Below are 14795 nucleotides of genomic sequence, written 5' to 3'. Positions count from 1 at the left end.
CTCTTGACCTGGCCTGTTCGATGAACTGCGCATCGCGCAGTTCATCGACCCCGGGTCCAGCGCTTGCGCTGGTCCGGGTCCAGGGGTGGACAACCCCTGGTCGGGTCCGGGGTGAAACCCCGGCGCGGCGCGGCGATTCAGGACAGCCCGCGCAGCATCAGATTCCAGTACATCCAGGGCAGCCCGTACCGCTTGAGCAGGTACATGTCGTGCCGCTCCTTCATCGTGTCGATGATCGGGATCGACGGCGTGGGTTTGCCGCTGTAATCGAATTCGGCGAGGAGCATCGTATCGTACGAGGTCACGAGCGGGCATGAGGCGTAACCGTCGTATTTTGCCACGGGCTCCTTGCCATTCATCACGGCGATCAGGTTTTCCACGAGGACTGGCGCCTCCTTGCGGATGGCTGCGCCTGTGCGCGAGGTCGGCAGCTCTGATGCGTCGCCGAGTGCGAACACGTTCGGGTAATCGGGGTTCTGCATCGTGTGCTTGTCGGCCTTGGCCCAGCCCTTGTTCGGGCCCTCTTTGTGCGCGATTGGGCTCCGCTTGATGAAATCGGGCGCGCTCTGCGGCGGCACCACGTGCATCATGTCGTAACGAATCGTCTCCCGCGTGCCCGCCGGATCCCCCATGACGGCGAAGATTGCCTCCTTCCGGTCCGGATGCACCTCCACCAGGTTGCGCTCGAATTTGGTCTGGATGCCGTAGCGCTCGACGACCTTCTCGAGCAGCGCGCGGTATTCCGCGACCCCGAAGATCGCCTTCTGCCCCGAGCCGAGGATCACGCTCGACCGATCGAGCACGCCCGTCTTGCGCCAGTGATCACAGGCGAGATACGTGATCTTCTGCGGCGCGCCTGCGCATTTGATCGGCCCTGCGGGGTGCGTGAACAGCGCCGTACCGCCGTGGAAGGCCTCGATGAGACGCCAGGTCTTCGGCGCGAGGCGGAAATCGTAATTGCTCGATACGCTGTCGGTCTTCAGCGCTTCCCGCAGACCGGGGACGGCGTCCCAATCGAGCTGGATGCCGGGGGCGACGACCAGGAAATCGTAGCCGATTCGCCCGCCGCCGCGGACGCGTACGGTTTGTGCGACCGGATCGATCTCCTCGGCGAAGTCCTTGATCCAGCGCGCGCGCTCGGGGATGTAGGCGGCCTCGTCGCGCTCTGTTTGCTCTGCGCTCACGATGCCCGCGCCGACCAGCGTCCAGAGCGGCTGGTAGTAGTGTTTTTCGGAGGGCTCGACGATCGCGATGTCTTCCACGCCGGCGCGTGAGAGCCGTGCGGCCACGGAGATGCCGGCGGTGCCGCCGCCGATGATGACGACGCGCGCGCGCCCGAGCTCCGGGATCGCCGCGGCCTCGGATCGCGGGTGGCTTGCTTTCGGGGAGGTCGGTGCGGGCGTGGTCGTGGCCATCTCGTTTTCTCTTCCAGGGGGTTCGGTTCGTCGCGGCGCCAAGCAAGCAAGATGCCACCACGTACTCCACGCGCCAGCGCCTTGGAACATGCGGCCCGCGCGAACACGAGGCCCGGCACGTTCCAGACCCGTTTCACGGGTGTTTCACGGTGTTTCACCGGAAGCGCCCTCAGCGGACGCGCAAAACCCGGGAGAACACGCGGAGCGCGGCGGCTTGGGGGGTTACCTTGCGGCGGGACGACCGGGCAATGCCCCGGCAAACGGGCGCGTGATCATGCCGAGGGCGAGCGCGGCCACCAGGAGCAGCAGCGGCAGCGGGAGCTGCTTGCCGAGCATGAAGAGCCCCATCGCCACGACGAGCCACGCGAACACGCGGCGCAGGACGTCCGGGGATACGCGCTTGCAAAGGAGCGCACCTGTCACGCTGCCCAAGGCGGCGAACGAGGTGACGGTCGCGACGAGGACCGGATCGAGATGGGCGTGCGCCACGTGCCCCGCGAATCCAGCGAACGACTGGAGCGTGATGACGAACAGCGAGGTCGCGACGGCCTCGCGCATGGCGAGCCCGCCGAACAGCACGAGCGCGGGCACGATGAGAAAGCCGCCGCCCGCGCCGACGAGGCCCGAAAAACACCCCACGGCGCCGCCCAGCAAGAGCGCGCGCTCGACGCGGAGCTCGCGCCGCTCCGCCGAGCCTTCGCCGCGTCCGCGCAGCATGACGACGGCCGACCCGACCATCGTCGCGCCGAATGCGACGAGGAGGATCGATTCGGGGACGAAATGCGCGAGCCGCCCGCCCACGAAAGCGCCGGCCATCGCCGCGGCGCCGAACAGCGCGCCGACCCGATAACGAACGTGGCCGCGCCGCGCGTGGAAAAAGAGGCTCACGAGCGCGGTCACGCCCACCACGAAGAGCGACGTGGCAATGGCGGCCCGCGGCTCGACGTGGAGCAAATACACGAGCATGGGCAGCGTGAGAATGGCGCCGCCGCCGCCGAGCATGCCGAGGACGACACCAATCACGAGCGCGAGCGCAGCGCCGAGGGCGAGCATGGCTTTTCCCTCAGCGCTGGACCGGCAGGCCCGCCTCGTTCCAGGCGATCATGCCTCCGGTCATGTTCATGATACAGCGGAAGCCCGCCGCCGAGAGGGCCGCCGCGGCCTGCGCCGAGCGGCGGCCGGATCGACATACGAGCACGAGCGGTTCGTCTTTGGAGAACGCGGCATCGTCCAATCGAGCGAGCGGGACGTTTTCGATACCGGCCACGTGACCGAGCTCGCCGCGAAGCTCGGCCGGGTCGCGGACGTCGACGAGCCGCGCGCCGGAGATCGCCGCGGCGACATCCTTCGGCGCGACGTCACGATAACCAGCAGGGTTCGGGGTGGACCTCTCGAACAGCGTGGGCATGGGCTCTCTCCTCACGCGCCGCGCTGCAAGGCGGGTGCCACCCACCGTTTCAGGCGGGTACCACGCAAGAGCCTCGATTCTTCAGGGAACGAGCCTACTCCCTGAAACGTCGTGAAACACGCTGTGACGCATGTTGCAACGTCGTTCAGGTCGGTCCGGCGATGCCGAGCTCGCGCATCCTTCGCCACAAGGTCACGCGGCTCATGCCGAGAATCTGCGCGGCGCGCTGGCGATTGCCCCCGGTGCGGCCGAGCACCTCCAGGATCCTTCGCGCCTCGGGGTTCGGGTGCTCGGCGCCCGCCGCGGGCGCCTCGGACGGCGCGACCTGCTCGGCGCCGAAGATGTTCGGGTCGACAAGCTCGGGCGGCAAATCCGCGGGCACGAGCGTCGAGCCGTCGCCCATCGCATAGGCATACGCGAGCACGTTTTTCAGCTCGCGCACGTTTCCGGGCCACGCGTACCGCCGGAGAATGGTCATGGCCGCGGGGGCGACCCGATCGATCCGCCGCCGGCAGGTCTCATTGCGGAGCGCCATGAATTTCTCGACGAGGAGCGGGATGTCGTCGGGCCTCTCGCGGAGCGACGGAATGAACACCGGAATGACCCGCAACCGGTACATGAGATCGGCGCGGAAACGGCCCGCCTCGACCTCTTTGCGCAACGCGCGGTGCGTGGCCGAGACGAAGCGCACGTCGACGGGGATCGGCTCGCGCGCGCCCACGGGAATGACCGTGCGCGTCTCGACCACGCGGAGGAGCTTCGCCTGGAGCTCGAGCGGCATCTCCGCGATCTCGTCGAGGAACAACGTGCCGCCATGCGCGAGCTGCACGTGCCCGGGCGTCTCGCGGACCGCGCCGGTGAACGCGCCGCGCGCGTGCCCGAAGAGCTCGCTCTCGAGCAAATGGGAAGGCAATGCCGCGCAATTGATGGCCCGGAACGGACCCTTGCGCCGCCCCGAGAGCTGGTGAATGGCGCTCGCCACGAGCTCCTTGCCCGCGCCCGTCTCGCCGCGCACGAGCACCGTCACGTCGTCGCCCGCGACGCGCTCGATTACGCGAAACATCGCCTTCATGGCCGGATCCTGCGTCCACATGCCGTGAAACAGGACCTCGCCCTCGTCGAAGGACTCACCGGCGTCTTCGAGCAAAAGCAGCGTGCCCACCCGCGCGCGCCCCTGCGTCACGGGGAGCGAGCGCAAGCGCACGAGGCGCTTGCCTGGCCCGCGCGGCGGGAGAATGGCCTGCACGGGCCGCCCCTCCGCGAGCGCCTCGGCCACGGGGCGTTTCTCGCACTCGCCGCACAGGAGCTTGGGCGCCGAGACGAAGGGCGGGATGTCGACCCCGAGCAGCTCCGAGGCCGCGGGCGTGGCAAGGACGATCCGGAGCTCCTCGTCGAGCACGAGGGCCGCGCCCGAAGCAGCCTCGAGGGCGCGGGCGATCACGTCCTCGGTCGATGTGGCGGGAGGTTTGCGGGGCACGCCCGCAACGTAACATGTTGCAACGCGTGTTTCAGCTTGCTCGCGCGTCCCTCCGCGTGCCGTCGTCGTCCACGGGTTTGCGCAGGTTCACAGGGATGCGGAGGTACCGGACGCCGTTCTCGTGCTCGGCGGGCAGGCGCCCGGCGTCGATGTTCACCTGCACGCTCTGCCAGAGCAAACGCGGCGCCGTGAGCGTCGCGTCCCGCGCATTGCGGAGCTCCACGAAATCGTGACGCGTGGTCTCGGCGCGCAGGTGCACGTTTTCCCGCTTGGACTTCCCGATCGTGGTCTCGGCACGCATCGAGCGGCCGCCGGGCTGGTAATCGTGGCCCACGAAGACACGCGTCTCGTCGGGCAGGGCGTAGAGTTTGTCGTGAATCGACGTATACAACACGTCGGCCGATCCCTTCGGGAAATCGCAGCGTCCCGTGCCGTAATCCTCGATGAACAGAGCATCCCCGGTGAAGACCGCGTCGCCGATGCGATACGACACGCAGCCGGGCGTGTGTCCGGGCGTCGAGATCGTCTCGATGCGCAGGGTGCCGGCTTCGAGGATCTGGCCGTCTTCGAGGAGCAGGTCGAACTGGCTGCCGTCGGTGCGGAACGTCGGGGGCATGTCGAATACGGCCTTGAAGACCTTCTGCACCTCGCGAATCCCCACGCCGGTGGCGCTGCGGCCGCCGAAGCGCTTCTTGAGCCACGGCATGGCCGTCAGGTGATCGGCGTGGGCGTGCGTCTCGAGCGTCCAGTGCAGCGTCAAGCCTGCCTTTTCGAGGAACGCCGCGATCGTTTCGACCGAGGCCGTGCTCACCGTGGAGGACATGGGCTCGTAATCGAGCACCGAGTCGATGACCACCGCGTCCTTCGAGTTCGGATCGTACACCACGTAGGTCAACGTGAAGGTGGCAGGATCGAAGAAGGACTCGACGTGAAACATGACCCCACGCTGCAAAGCAAAGAGCGGGCCAACACATGCAGCGCGGGAGTCCGGCCTGGAAGCCGCGGGCCAGCGGGGCATGTTTCACGCCGTGAAACACGCCCCCCACGGCTGCGCGCGCGGAGCGCAAAAATCATGTTTTCCGCGTGACTCGCAAGTATCATCCGGCGCTTCGACCGGGACACCTTGGCGCCCGGACGAGCCCCTGGAGGAATGTTTGATGGCCCCCACTCGACCCGTCCCTCTCGAAGAGGTCCCCATCACGAACGAATCCGACCTGCAAAAGCTGGCCATGGACGTGTCCATGGAGGGGCTGTCCATCCTCGCAGGCGACACCTATTGGTACATGAACCGCGCCCACGGCATGGTGCTCGGCTACGAGCCCGAGGAGCTGATCGGCAAGACATGGCGTTTGCTCTACGACGACGCCGAAAGGACACGTATCGAACGAGATCTCTTCCCCATCCTGGGAGAACACGGCAAATGGTCGGGCGAGGTCCGGGGGCGACATCGCGACGGCCATGCCGTGGACCTGGAGATCTCGCTCACGAGATTGCCTGCGAACCCGCTCATGCCGAGCGGGGGCCTGATTTGCACATGCCGTGACATCGTCGCGCGCAAGCAGGCCGAGCAGGTCCTTCGCCGCACCCTGGAAGATCAGATACGCACGAACGAGGAGCGCGAAGGCGCCATTCGAGCGCTGGAGGCCACGCAACGCGAGCTCATGGAGAAGATCGCGACCATCGAGCGGCAGCGCAGCGCCCTGCGCGAGATGAGCGTGCCCATCCTCGAGCTGTGGAACGACGTTCTCACGCTGCCCGTCGTGGGGATCATCGACAGCCAGCGGGCGGCGGACATGACGGAGCGGCTGCTCGATCGTATCGGTGAGCGCCGCACGCGCGGGGTCATCCTCGATTTGACGGGCGTCGACGTCGTCGACACGATGACCGCCGCGCACCTCGTCAAGCTCAGCCAGGCGGCCTCGCTCCTCGGCTCGTTTTGCGTGCTCACGGGCATCGGGCCCCAGGTCGCGCAGACGCTGACGCTCATGGGGGTCGATCTGGGCGGCTTGACCACCGCGCGGAGCCTGCGGGACGGCCTGCGCATCTGCCTCACGCGGCTCGGACGCGCCTGATCACGCTCCCGCCGCGACGCGACACCGATAATAAAACTGCCGCTCGACGTGGTCCCCCACCGGGAAGGTCACCACCTCCGATCCGAGGATCTCGAGCCCCGCGTCGCGGAGGACGACCTCGAGCTCCGCCTGCGGATACGCGCTCACGCGGATGGGGTGTCCGAGGAAAGGCAGCTCCAAATAATCGTAATCCCCCTCCACCATCGCGAGCGCAAGATACCCGCCCGGCCGCAGGGCATGCACGATCTTCCGGAGCGCGGCGGGGATCTCCGATTTCCGGAGCATCAGGAGCGAAAAAAAGGCCGTGGCCCCGCCGAACGAGCCGGGCTCGGGCGAGAAGCTCATCACGTCCACCTGCTCGAAGTGCGCGCCGGGGGCATTACGTTGCGCGAGCCTGAGCATCTCCGTCGAGATGTCGATGCCGTGCACCGAGAAGCCCGCCTCCGTGAGCAGCTTCGCCGTGGGGACGCCGCTGCCGCAGCCCACGTCGAGCACCCGATCGCCCGCCGTGAGGCGCTCGGCCAGCCACCGCGTCGCCTCCACCTGCGCGCGCTTGTCCGCGAAAACCTCGTCGTATTTCTCGCCGATGGCATCAAAGGCCGCGGCCTGCTCGCTCATTTCGTCGTTGCTCATGGTCTCCTCGGGAGGGTCGCTACCACGAAGGCGCGCGCGTCGGAAGCGTGATGCCCCGCCGGACGTCATGAAACACGATTTCGACGCGATCCCGCGCATCTAGCGCGTTTACGTGGGCCCTGCCGGCTGTTATGTTCGATTGTTGGCGGAGGTGGGGATCATGGCGACAGAGCAGGCGGAGCATGTCTTCGAAGCATTCTTTCGTACATACCCAGGCGCATTCGTCATCCTGAGCCCGGGAGGCCAGGTGATGGCGACGAACGCAGCCGCCCGCGCCCTCGCCGGCGCAGAGCTCGCGCCGGGGACACGCGTCGAGGAGCACGCGCACCCGGACGACGCGTTCGCCCTCACGCAGGCCCTCGGCCGTGTCACGGACGACGGCGCGCCATCACGCTTCACGTGCCGCGCGCGTCAACCGAACGGAGGCATGTTGACGCTCACGTGGCAGGCCTGGCGCGCGCCTGGGCGATCGGAGATCTTCGCCATGTTGTCGCTCGCCGAGGCCCCGCCCGCGCACACGCGCGAGCCGGAGAAGGCCACGGAAAACCCCGTCTCCGAGCTCGTGCTGCGCGCGATCCTCGACCACCTCGACATCATCGCGTGGGCCACGGACGCGCAAGGCATTTACACGTTCTACGACGGCAAGGCGCTCGCGGCGTTCGGGGCCTCGCCGGGGCAGCTCCTCGGGAAAAGCGTGTTCGACGTATTCGGCGACCACATCAGCCCGGCCATGAAGGCGGCGCTCGGCGGCACGCCGGGGCGCGAATCCATCCACATCGTCGGCTCCCACTGGGACAATGTCTACTTGCCCATCCCCGACGCCGCGCATGGACACGCGGGGGTGATCGGCATCTCGCAGAACACGAACGAGGGCCAGCGCATCCGGGAGGAACTCGAAGCGCGGCTCGCCCTCATCGAGCGGCAGCAGGCGGTGATTCGCGACCTGGAGACGCCGATCATCCAGGTCTGGGAGCACGTGCTCACGTTGCCCATGATCGGCGTCGTCGACAGCCGGCGCGCGGCGCGGGTCATGGACGACCTCCTCGGCGCGGTCACCCGCACCTCCGCCCGCTTCGCCATTCTCGATTTGACCGGCGTGGAGGTCGTGGACACGGCCACGGCGTCCCACCTCGTGCAGATGATCCGCGCCATTCGGCTGCTCGGCGCCGAGGGCATTCTGACGGGCATCCGGCCGACCGTGGCCCAGACCCTCGTCTCGCTCGGCGTCGACCTCTCCGGCATCCCCACGCACGGGACCTTGCGGCACGGCCTCGCATTCTGCATGCGGCGCCTGGAGAGGAAGACACGAAGCGCCACGATTTGAAGCTCCCCCGGCTGGCGAGATCGTGGTAGGGTCGCCGCATGGTCGTGGGGGTGCGGCGAACGAGGGCGCGGTGGCGAATCGCTGGAGCCCTCGTTTGCCTCCTCGGTTTCCCTTCCCTCGCGCGCGCCGCCGACGAGCCCCCGCCCGCGCCCACACAGGAGGCAGCCCCGCGTGGAGAACTCTTCGTCGCGGTCTCCTCGGCCCTCGGCACGACCGACTGGCGCACCGACGTCACGGGGTATGGCGGCTTCGCGGTCGGCCTGCGGCTCTTCGGCATCGTGACCCCGTTCGCCGAGGGTCGCCTCGGGTATGGCACGGTCGATCAGCGCCTGCTCACGTTTTTATCGCTGGGCGTCCGGGCGGGGTGGCAAGCGACGCCGCGCGTGTATCCGCGGGCCCACGTGGGGTTCGTCCACCAGCACGAGGAGTCGATGGCCTCGGTCGCCGAGGAGCCGTTCGGCGCGGTGCTCGGCATCGGCCCCGGCATTCGCCACCGGGCCGGCGTGCAATTCGGCCTCGGCTGTGATTTCACCTTGCTCCGCCGATCGAAATTCACGCTGGCCCTCGGCCCCGAGCTCGTGGGCGCTTATCTCGGGTATTCGAGCGGCCCGAACTTGTATGGGTTCGTCGGAGCGAACCTCGGCGCCCATTTCGCCTTGTTCTGAGGATTCGATGCGCCCCCTGCCCCGCCTCGCGCTCGCCACGGCTCCCCTCCTCGTCGCCGCGTGTGGCCTCTTCTACACGGACATGGAGGACTGGGCTTGCCCTTCCGAGGGGACACAGCTCACCTACGAGAACTTCGGCGCCGCATTCATGAATGCGCATTGCCAGAGCTGCCACGGCTCCAATGCGACGGACCGCGCGGGCGCGCCGGGGGAGTTCATCTTCGACACGAAATCGCAAGTTCAAAGGCACAGGGCGCGCATCTTCGCGCGGAGCGCCGCGGAGAACGACTCGATGCCGCCCGGCCCCGACGATCCATCACTCGACGACCGCATGAAGCTCGCCGACTGGCTCGCCTGCGGCGCGCCCTGATCCGCTTCACCGCGCCGGCTTGGCAGGCTCGCCGCTCTCGAGCTCGTGCAATCGCTCCTCGAGGGACTTCTTCAGCTCGGGCTCGGTGGCGGCCGCGATTCGCTTCTGCAATGCGCGCACCTGCGCCACCCGCAGCGCGTCTTCCGGGGGCACGGCGATATCGGGCAGAACACCGACCCCTTCCCAGTTCGTCTTCGTGATCGGATTGATGGCGCGGCCCGAGGGGACGAACGCGGCGAGGTGGTCCCCGAGGCGCAACACCTCCCCGGGGTTTGCCCCACCCCACGTCTTTTCGCCGATGATGACGGCGCGCTTCTGGGTCTGGAGGTCGTAGGCGAACTCCTCGGCGCCGGACCCGGTCCGTTTGCTCGTGAGCACGTAGACGTCCTTGCCCAGATAACGCTTGCCCGGCACGGTCGGGCTCGTCCAGAACTGCCGCGTCTCGTTTTTCGGGCGGTCGTAGATGTCGTTGAGGTGCACGGCGCCGTCGAAGAAATAGCTGCACAGTGCGGCCACGAGCTCCGGATCGCCGCCGCCGTTGCGGCGGAGGTCGATGATGAGCGCGTCCGTCTCGGCGACGAAATTCATCGCGGCCGCCGCGGCCTCGACCCCACGCCCGAGGAAGCTGAAGGAGCGCACCTCGACATAACCGATGTTCCCGGGCAAACGCTCGACCCGCTCGAATCCGCCGTTCAGCCGGTCCCCCTCCGCGACGAATCGCTCACGCTCCGCTGCCGTCGGCTCCGTTTGCAGCTCGGCCTCGGGGATCTTCTGGTCGTGGTATCGCACCCGGAAATGCGCGTCCTTCAGGACCTCGTTCACGTGCGTCGTGAGCGTGGTCGCAAGCGCGTGCCCCGTGGTCAGCTTGTCGTACTCGCCGCGCTTGCGCCGAGCCTCCACCGCGGCGCGCACCAGTTTGGCTTTCTCCGGGAACACGTACCGCGCATCCAGATTCTTGAGGAGCGCGTCGATCGCCGCGTTGCGCTCCTCCGGCGTCACCGGTCCATCTGGGCCGCGGCCGGCGTTGGGCCCCTCCTCCACGGCCATCTGCGGCGACGGGCTCGAAAGGATCGGCCCGCGGGCCGCCGGCGCGGCCGCGCCCCCGCAGGCGGCGACGAACAGAAGTGGAAAGATCCCGAGCCCCGTCATCCTTCGCATGCGCCAAACTCCTTCGTTGTTCGCTTCTACGATCGTCCGCCGTTCGGGTGACGCCGCCACGAGCGCTCCGTGACGAAGTAGCAGGATTTCGACGCCCTCGAGGTCCGGCGGCGGGGGTCCGCGGCCCCGGCCCGCGTCCGCGCGGCGCCAGGAAAACGCGGCATTTCCGGGTTTCTCCGTTTTCCTTCTGCCCTCACACGACCGCTCTCCGCCTGCACAGTCCACCCGCCGACGCGAGCCTAAACGGTACGCTCTCAGCCGAGCACGCTGGCCCGGGCTCTGCAGTGGTGTTCGGACGGCCGCCGCTATCGACAGGACCATGAAAACCATGAACAAATCCCGAACCGTCATTCTGGCTGCGTCCGTACTCGCGCTCCTCGGCGCGCAACGCGTGACTTCGGCGCAAGAGCCGCGGCTCCGGCCGGATTTTACGTCGAATGGGTTTTACCGAACCCACGAAATCCTGATCCCCCGGGCGCCCGGACGGGAGCCCATGAACGACACGAACCGGCCGGCGCGTCTGCACCCGGAGCTCCGCGGCGCGCTCCTGCGCCTGCAATCCGGCCCGGATGCCGGCGAGAGCTCGCGGGCCATCTTCCCGTCGAGCTGGTGGCCGATGAGCGACAACGGGATCGCCGACCGCTGGAATACGGCAAACAAGGACTACAGCGATTTCCGCTCCGATCCCGACAACCTCTCGCCCGTCGAAAAGTACGATCTGCTCATGAATCCGGGCGAGGCGCAGCGCCTCCCGCAGGTCCGCGCGTTCACGAACGAAGAGATGCGCCGGCCGGAGCGCGAGCGCGGCGCGGGCAGGGTCCGCCCCTCGATCGTCGTCGCGGGCCCCGCCACCGCGTGGGAGCTCTTGAATCACGGCACCTACCAGTCCACGGTCCCCGAGGACTGGTGGGGGCATTGCAATGGCTGGTCGTCCTACGCCACGGCCGAGCGTGACGGCGCGCCCATGCGCGACGTGCGCGTCCGGCGCGAGAATGGCCGCATCGTGGCATGCAACGGCGAGCGCGACCGAGGCTGCGTGCTCTTCCGCATGGCCGACATCGAGGCGCTCTTCTCCGAGGTCTATTTCCACGACTCCTCGACGATGGCCGGCAACCGCTGCAACGTGCCCGAGGACGACATCACGACGGACAACGCCGGGCGGCCGACGAACCCCGCGTGCCGCGACCTGAACCCCGGCACGCTGCACATCGCCTTGACGGGCCTCATGGGCCGCGGCGCGCCCGCGCTCGCGAACCTCGGCGGCCCGCGCGAAAAACTCCCGTTCGTCATGGATTACGCGTACGGCGACGAGGTCTGGACGTTCCCGATCGTGCGCTATCGCGTCCAGGAGAACGAGGAGATCGACGAGCGCCGCGCCTCGCAGCTCGTCTGCAACGGCAACGGGCCTGCGGGCAACTGCCGCACGTACCGGTGGAACGAGAACGCCGTCCGGTTCGCGCGGATCCGCACGAGCGCCTACCTCGTCAATTACGCGGCGAGCATCGAGCAGCTCCTCGTGCCGCCGCTCCAGCGTCGTCGTCCCCTGGCCGAGGTCACGTTCCATTACGTGCTCGAGCTCGACGGACGCGGCACGATCCTCGGCGGCGAGTGGATCGACTCGCCGACGGGCGTCGGTCCGAACAGCAAGGAGCTGCACCCCGACTTCATTTACATGTCCGCGTTCCCGGACGCGAGCGACGAGGCGGGGGACGACACCGGCGGGCGCGGCGACAATCCCCACATCTCGTACGTGGCGATCCAGCAGATCCTGCGCATCTCGCGCAATGGCCGGTAGGACATACGCGGACGTGAATAGAACGCACGTGATCGCCCTCGGGGCGCTCGCCACGGGTCTCGCGGCGTGCGCCCCCGAGGGCCCTTCGGCGGGCGCCATGGAGGCGGCGCCGGCGGTCGAGCAGAGCAGCGCGGAGCTCCGTCGGGGGCCGCCCTCGCTCTGGACCGCGGAATGGACGTGGCTCGTGTTCGCGGCGAACGACGACCACGACCAGAACCTCGTCGCCGCGTTCGATCAGGACGCGCTCGAATGGCAACACGGCCTCGGCGGCAGCGCCCTCTTCCGCATCCTGGTGCAGCGCGACTATGCGCCATTCCAGGTGGGTGAGGACGGCAAACCCCGCCCCTCCGAGCGGTATTCGATTTACCGCGAGGAAATCAGGCCTCCGGGCCGGGAGAACGAAACGCCGGGCGTCATGGTCCTCGGCGAGACCGACACGAGCGACATGGCGACCTTGCGTGATTTCCTGGTGGAGGGCGTGCGGATGTACCCGGCGCGCCATTACTGGGTCACGTTCACGGGCCACGGCGACGGGTTCACGGGCATCGCCGACGACGCGACGTCGGGCAAACGTTTGTCCCTGGAGGGACTCTCGGCCGCGCTCGGTGAGGCGTCGAAGGTGATCGAAACGGAGATTCGCACGAAACCCGGCCTCGGCGGGCTCGGCACCTCGAACCGCATCGACGTCGTCGCATTCGACACGTGCCGCATGGGCGCCGTCGAGGTGGCCTCGTCGCTCTCGGGAACGGCCGATTACCTGATCGCCTCGCGTGAGACGGTTCCGGACGCCGGTCACCCGTACAGCGCGCTCCGCTACATTGCGCAGGATCGCCCCGCGGCGAGCCCGCGTGTGCTCGTGGAGGCGGTCGTCACCGATTACGTGCGCGCCTACATCGAGGGCGTCTCGACCGCGGGGCGCGCGTACGTCGGCACTTCGGTCACGAGCGTCGGGCTCGATTTGCGGCGTATCGGCAAGCTCGAAGAAGCGCTCGCCGAGCTCGTCACGGCCGTGCGTCGCGAGCGACCTCGCGGGTTTACCTGCGCGGACGTCACGTCGATCTTCGCCGAGGCCTGCGGCGGGGCGGGCATCGTCGCCTCGGCGGCGTCGGCGTCGCACGGGGGACGGTCGCGGCGGGCGACGCGGTCACGCACGACGGCGTCGGATGCGTCGGTCGACCTCGTGGCCTTGCTCGAACGGCTCGCGGATCCCGCGTTTTGTGGCCCCGGCGGCTCGGGCTCGGTGGTCGTCGGCCCGGACGTGGCGGCGGCGGCGCGCGACGTGCTTTCGGTCATCGGCCGGCCGCACCTCTGGACGCGAGAAAACCCCTGGGGCGAGCAATTGCAATACGGCGGCCAGTACCGGCGCCTCTCGGGCTTCCACGCGTTGAGCCCGTTCGTGGTCGAGGCCCAGCGCGTCGAGCCGAGCACGGGCACGCGGCTCGGTGGGCTCAGCGTGCTCTGGGGCAATCCATTCGAGCTTTTGCTCCGGGAGAACGGGCGCTCGCTGATGGATACGTACCGCGCGACGGCATTCGAACAACGCACGGGCTGGACGAAGATCCTGCAAGCGTGCATCGATCAGGCCGAGGCGTGCCGGACGGGCGTGCCGGATCCGCATGCGCCGGCGGGAGAGGATCCTTGCGAGGGGCTTTGATCCCCCCGCCCCGCCTACCTCTTGATCCTGTCCGGATCCCCGAGAAACTCGAAATGCATCGTATCCTCGAGCGCGTCGTGCCCGAGCCAGTCGAATCCGAACCGTTCGAATGCCTTGATCCAGCATTTCGGCATCGCCGCGCGATCGTACGGTGAGCGCGACTTCTGCTTGCATTTCGGATGGCTCGGCCAGGGGTCGACGCAGCCGCAGCAAGGGTTTCGGTCGGGGTCGATGTCGAGCGCGATGCCGAAGAGGTGGTTCGAGATCTCGATGCCGCGGTAGGTATTCGCCCCGCGGAACCCGCCGAGGGCGCGCGGGGTGTACTTGGAAGCGCCGGTGCAGGACTTCTTGATCTTCTTCTCGACGCAGGCGAGCGCGGGCGCGACCTTCGTGTGCACCGAGACGGGAAGGCCCATGAACTGCACGGTCACGGCCTGGGCGAGCGCGCCTTTTGGGTTCAGCTTGCGCGTGAGGTCGTCGCCGACGTTGCCGTAATGGGTGGCGAGGTACTGCACCGCCTTCGTGTGTTTCCCCCCGTCGAGCACGCCCTTCGAGACGAACGTGCGGCGTTCGAGGAATTTTTGCGGGCTCTGCACGCGGCATCCGTGCTCGAACACACCCTTGCCGGCGGGGGCCTTCTTCTCGGCCTTGGGCTTGGCCTTACCCTTCGCCTCCTTGGCCTCCGCGACGGGGAGCTCGCCCGTGACGAAGGGCGCGGCGCAGACGAGGCCGAGGGCGGCCACGAAGAGCAGGCGCGCGGCGCGCTGGAGCCTTCGGTCGTCGGGGCGCGGAGAGCGGGCGGACACGCGGGAGTTCTACACGCA

At 68.1% G+C, this 14795-nt stretch carries 14 protein-coding genes; 6 read left to right on the top strand and 8 right to left on the bottom strand.

All coding sequences use genetic code 11. From position 1 onward, the window contains the following. Nucleotides 1-137: 137 nt before the first annotated feature. The 5 genes from KEG38_RS48540 to KEG38_RS48520 all read right to left on the bottom strand — a co-directional run bounded on the left by KEG38_RS48540 (nucleotide 138) and on the right by KEG38_RS48520 (nucleotide 5237). Nucleotides 138-1415: an NAD(P)/FAD-dependent oxidoreductase gene (locus KEG38_RS48540; protein ID WP_272427779.1), complete on the bottom strand. Its 1278-nt coding sequence runs from the start codon at nucleotides 1413-1415 to the stop codon at nucleotides 138-140. A 222-nt stretch (nucleotides 1416-1637) separates the two neighbouring features. Further along, on the bottom strand, nucleotides 1638-2468 hold the full coding sequence (locus tag KEG38_RS48535; protein WP_272427778.1) for a sulfite exporter TauE/SafE family protein: 831 nt from the start codon (nucleotides 2466-2468) through the stop codon (nucleotides 1638-1640). 10 nt (nucleotides 2469-2478) lie between these two features. Continuing rightward, nucleotides 2479-2823 carry a rhodanese-like domain-containing protein gene (locus KEG38_RS48530; RefSeq protein WP_272427777.1) on the bottom strand — a complete coding sequence of 115 codons (345 nt, stop codon included), beginning with the start codon at nucleotides 2821-2823 and terminating at the stop codon, nucleotides 2479-2481. Nucleotides 2824-2968: 145 nt separating this feature from the next. Then, on the bottom strand, nucleotides 2969-4300 hold the full coding sequence (locus KEG38_RS48525; RefSeq protein WP_272427776.1) for a sigma-54 interaction domain-containing protein: 1332 nt from the start codon (nucleotides 4298-4300) through the stop codon (nucleotides 2969-2971). Nucleotides 4301-4331: 31 nt separating this feature from the next. After that, nucleotides 4332-5237 (bottom strand): MBL fold metallo-hydrolase, encoded by a 906-nt coding sequence (locus KEG38_RS48520; protein WP_272427775.1) that lies wholly within the window; start codon nucleotides 5235-5237, stop codon nucleotides 4332-4334. A 220-nt stretch (nucleotides 5238-5457) separates the two neighbouring features. Here KEG38_RS48520 and KEG38_RS48515 point away from each other — a divergent pair, with 220 nt between their 5' ends. Beyond that, nucleotides 5458-6372, top strand: coding sequence for an STAS domain-containing protein (locus KEG38_RS48515; protein WP_272427774.1), 915 nt, complete (start codon nucleotides 5458-5460; stop codon nucleotides 6370-6372). Here KEG38_RS48515 and KEG38_RS48510 read toward each other — a convergent pair whose 3' ends face one another. Continuing rightward, nucleotides 6373-7005: a class I SAM-dependent methyltransferase gene (locus KEG38_RS48510; protein ID WP_272427773.1), complete on the bottom strand. Its 633-nt coding sequence runs from the start codon at nucleotides 7003-7005 to the stop codon at nucleotides 6373-6375. It abuts the gene before it with no gap. A 160-nt stretch (nucleotides 7006-7165) separates the two neighbouring features. Between KEG38_RS48510 and KEG38_RS48505 the strand changes: the two genes are divergently transcribed. Genes KEG38_RS48505 through KEG38_RS48495 form a run of 3 tightly spaced genes read left to right on the top strand, consistent with a single transcriptional unit; the run spans nucleotide 7166 to nucleotide 9364 of the window. Continuing rightward, complete coding sequence (locus KEG38_RS48505; RefSeq protein ID WP_272427772.1) at nucleotides 7166-8329, top strand: STAS domain-containing protein; 1164 nt, start codon at nucleotides 7166-7168, stop codon at nucleotides 8327-8329. Nucleotides 8330-8367: 38 nt separating this feature from the next. Next, a complete protein-coding gene (locus KEG38_RS48500) occupies nucleotides 8368-8994 on the top strand; it encodes a hypothetical protein (protein WP_272427771.1) in 627 nt (208 codons plus the stop codon). A gap of 7 nt (nucleotides 8995-9001) precedes the next feature. Next, a complete protein-coding gene (locus tag KEG38_RS48495; RefSeq protein WP_272427769.1) occupies nucleotides 9002-9364 on the top strand; it encodes a c-type cytochrome in 363 nt (120 codons plus the stop codon). 6 nt (nucleotides 9365-9370) lie between these two features. Here KEG38_RS48495 and KEG38_RS48490 read toward each other — a convergent pair whose 3' ends face one another. Then, the gene (locus KEG38_RS48490) at nucleotides 9371-10522 is read right to left on the bottom strand and encodes a S41 family peptidase (RefSeq protein WP_272427768.1); all 1152 of its coding nucleotides are present in this window, start codon (nucleotides 10520-10522) and stop codon (nucleotides 9371-9373) included. Between the two features lie 328 nt (nucleotides 10523-10850). On the opposite strand from KEG38_RS48490, the gene KEG38_RS48485 reads away from it, so the two are divergent. Both KEG38_RS48485 and KEG38_RS48480 read left to right on the top strand, forming a co-directional pair. After that, a complete protein-coding gene (locus KEG38_RS48485; protein WP_272427767.1) occupies nucleotides 10851-12317 on the top strand; it encodes a hypothetical protein in 1467 nt (488 codons plus the stop codon). A 13-nt stretch (nucleotides 12318-12330) separates the two neighbouring features. Further along, the gene (locus KEG38_RS48480; protein ID WP_272427766.1) at nucleotides 12331-13971 is read left to right on the top strand and encodes a clostripain-related cysteine peptidase; all 1641 of its coding nucleotides are present in this window, start codon (nucleotides 12331-12333) and stop codon (nucleotides 13969-13971) included. Between the two features lie 14 nt (nucleotides 13972-13985). Here the strand turns inward: KEG38_RS48480 and KEG38_RS48475 are convergent, their stop codons facing one another. Further along, nucleotides 13986-14777: a M15 family metallopeptidase gene (locus KEG38_RS48475; RefSeq protein WP_272427765.1), complete on the bottom strand. Its 792-nt coding sequence runs from the start codon at nucleotides 14775-14777 to the stop codon at nucleotides 13986-13988. Nucleotides 14778-14795 lie beyond the last annotated feature (18 nt).

The sequence above is a fragment of the Polyangium jinanense genome (assembly GCF_028435265.1).
GTDB lineage: Bacteria > Myxococcota_A > Polyangia > Polyangiales > Polyangiaceae > Polyangium > Polyangium jinanense.
Note: the sequence above shows the minus strand (reverse complement) of the source record. Positions and strands in the feature narration are given on the sequence as shown.